Annotated in this window: 1 protein-coding gene; it reads left to right on the top strand. The window is 50.4% G+C overall.

Going from position 1 to position 678, the window contains the following annotated elements; all coding sequences use genetic code 11:
• Window positions 1–678, top strand: a 678-nt coding sequence (locus tag R7Q46_RS27385) for a glycoside hydrolase family 2 TIM barrel-domain containing protein (protein WP_318078300.1), incomplete at both ends; no start/stop codon positions are given.

Below are 678 nucleotides of genomic sequence, written 5' to 3'. Positions count from 1 at the left end.
ATCAAAGTGCGCGATGGCCTGTTTTACATCAACAATCAATACATGATGCTGCATGGTGTAAACCGTCATGACAACGACCACCTAAAAGGTCGCGCAGTGGGCATGGACCGCGTGGAAAAAGATCTGATTTTGATGAAGCAACACAACATCAACTCGGTTCGCACCGCACACTACCCGAACGACCCACGCTTCTACGAGCTGTGTGATATTTACGGCCTGTTTGTGATGGCAGAAACCGATGTGGAAACCCACGGCTTTGCCAACGTTGGCGACCTGAGCCGTATCACCAATGATCCAGCATGGGAAGCGGTGTTTGTTGATCGCGCAGTGCGCCATGTGCACGCACAGAAAAACCACCCTTCTATCATCATGTGTTCACTCGGTAACGAATCGGGTTATGGCTGTAACATCCGTGCGATGTATGCAGCGATCAAAGCAATTGATGACACCCGTTTGGTTCACTATGAAGAAGACCGCGATGCTGAAGTCGTCGATGTGATTTCGACGATGTACTCACGCGCTCAACTGATGAATTACTTTGGCGAACACCCACACGAGAAGCCACGCATTATCTGCGAATACGCACACGCGATGGGGAACGGGCCGGGTGGTTTAACCGAATACCAAAACGTGTTCTATGCGCACGACCACATTCAAGGTCACTACGTTTGGGAATGG

This window comes from Vibrio sp. 811, from assembly GCF_033339195.1.
The sequence above is the reverse complement of the archived record's forward strand: the minus strand, read 5'-3'. Positions and strand labels throughout refer to the sequence as shown.